The sequence below is a fragment of the Aestuariivivens insulae genome, assembly GCF_022662195.1.
Classification (GTDB): Bacteria; Bacteroidota; Bacteroidia; order Flavobacteriales; family Flavobacteriaceae; genus Aestuariivivens; species Aestuariivivens insulae.
In genome coordinates this window covers 1-2,482 of the sequence record NZ_JAKMCS010000029.1, presented here as the reverse complement: position 1 = coordinate 2,482, position 2,482 = coordinate 1, and the positions used below count along the sequence as shown (strand labels likewise).

Annotated in this window: 1 tRNA gene and 1 rRNA gene; both read left to right on the top strand. The window is 49.6% G+C overall.

Features of this window, described 5'->3' with window-relative positions:
• The first annotated feature begins 737 nt into the window (after positions 1–737).
• Positions 738–2,260 (top strand): 16S ribosomal RNA (locus MR062_RS17590).
• 146 nt (positions 2,261–2,406) lie between these two features.
• A tRNA-Ile gene (locus MR062_RS17585) sits at positions 2,407–2,480 on the top strand.
• Positions 2,481–2,482: the final 2 nt, after the last annotated feature.

The following is a 2,482-nucleotide window of genomic DNA, read 5'->3' as shown; positions in this document are numbered from 1 at the left end:
TGGCGAGCTCAGGCATGCCGTTCAATCCCTCACGCGGGGTCAGCGCCGGGGTGGGGGCGCAGTAACGGATTGGTTTTGCGTTCCAAGGGACATTATATATATAGTACAGGGAAGGGCGGCAGGGCCAAGTTGTCCGTTCAGGTACGGTGAGGGAGTGCCCTCCGGTCTTTCCAAAAAAAAAGTTTCGGGCATAAAGGGCGGTAAATAAGCGGGTTATGTTTGGGTGGCGTCCAGGGGGCAAAAAAAAGTAAAAAAAGTGCTTGCGAAAAAGAAAAAGGGTCGTATGTTTGCAGCCGCTAAAAACAGGGCGACCTGTTAGGCGAGACGTTCATTCACAGACAGTTTTTTTAGGGAAAAAGGGAGCCCGGAAGGCGCCTGGAAAAAAAACCAAAAAAAAGCTTGCGGAAACGAAAAAGGGTCGTATGTTTGCACCCGCAAAAACAGGGCATCCTGTTGCTGCATAAGTTCATCCACTAGCAATGGTTTTTAGGCAACGGAAAGGGCCGAAAAATTTTTTTTCGAAAAAAAACGAAAAAGTATTGTGGGAGAAAAAAAAGGGTTTTATATTTGCACCCGCCAAACGAGGAAACGAGGTTTGGCCAAGCAAAAAAAGTTCATAGACATATTGGATTGACAGCGTAAGATTGCAACTGGAAACGGTTGTGGTCGACAAGAGAATAGACCATTTTGAGTACTGAAGATTCTTTTATAAGGTCGTTAATAATATTTAAGATTTAACGATGAAGAGTTTGATCCTGGCTCAGGATGAACGCTAGCGGCAGGCCTAACACATGCAAGTCGAGGGGCAGCGGGGAAAAGCTTGCTTTTCCGCCGGCGACCGGCGCACGGGTGCGTAACGCGTATGCAACCTACCTCTTACTGGGGGATAGCCTTTAGAAATGAAGATTAACACCCCATGGCCCCTGACATCCGCATGGATCGTCAGGGTAAAGGTTACGGTAAGAGATGGGCATGCGTCCTATTAGCTAGATGGTGTGGTAACGGCACACCATGGCAACGATAGGTAGGGGCCCTGAGAGGGGGATCCCCCACACTGGTACTGAGACACGGACCAGACTCCTACGGGAGGCAGCAGTGAGGAATATTGGACAATGGGCGGAAGCCTGATCCAGCCATGCCGCGTGCAGGAAGACTGCCCTATGGGTTGTAAACTGCTTTTATACGGGAAGAAACCGTCCTACGTGTAGGGCGCTGACGGTACCGTAAGAATAAGGATCGGCTAACTCCGTGCCAGCAGCCGCGGTAATACGGAGGATCCAAGCGTTATCCGGAATCATTGGGTTTAAAGGGTCCGTAGGTGGAAGGTTAAGTCAGAGGTGAAATCCTGCAGCTCAACTGTAGAATTGCCTTTGATACTGGCTTTCTTGAATTATTGTGAAGTAGCTAGAATATGTAGTGTAGCGGTGAAATGCATAGATATTACATAGAATACCGATTGCGAAGGCAGGTTACTAACAATACATTGACACTGATGGACGAAAGCGTGGGTAGCGAACGGGATTAGATACCCCGGTAGTCCACGCCGTAAACGATGGATACTAGCTGTCCGGATTTATCTGGGTGGCTAAGCGAAAGTGATAAGTATCCCACCTGGGGAGTACGTTCGCAAGAATGAAACTCAAAGGAATTGACGGGGGCCCGCACAAGCGGTGGAGCATGTGGTTTAATTCGATGATACGCGAGGAACCTTACCAGGGCTTAAATGTAGGCTGCATGGGGTAGAGATACCCCTTTCTTCGGACTGCTTACAAGGTGCTGCATGGTTGTCGTCAGCTCGTGCCGTGAGGTGTCAGGTTAAGTCCTATAACGAGCGCAACCCCTGTTGTTAGTTGCCAGCGAGTGATGTCGGGAACTCTAACAAGACTGCCGGTGCAAACCGTGAGGAAGGTGGGGATGACGTCAAATCATCACGGCCCTTACGTCCTGGGCTACACACGTGCTACAATGGTAGGGACAGAGAGCAGCCACTTCGCGAGAAGGAGCGAATCTATAAACCCTATCACAGTTCGGATCGGAGTCTGCAACTCGACTCCGTGAAGCTGGAATCGCTAGTAATCGCATATCAGCCATGATGCGGTGAATACGTTCCCGGGCCTTGTACACACCGCCCGTCAAGCCATGGAAGCTGGGAGTGCCTGAAGTCCGTCACCGTAAGGAGCGGCCTAGGGTAAAATCGGTAACTAGGGCTAAGTCGTAACAAGGTAGCCGTACCGGAAGGTGCGGCTGGAACACCTCCTTTCTAGAGAAAGACGACCAAAAGTATCGCAAACATTACGATAAGGGTTTGTTCTCTGTCGCTGTCAATTTATATATAAAAGAGTAGCCAGTACTCAGTCCACAGTATGCTATTACTGCCAACTGAAGGCTGACACTGCTCGCAGAAAGAGTCTCATAGCTCAGCTGGTTAGAGCGCTACACTGATAATGTAGAGGTCGGCAGTTCGAGTCTGCCTGAGACTACA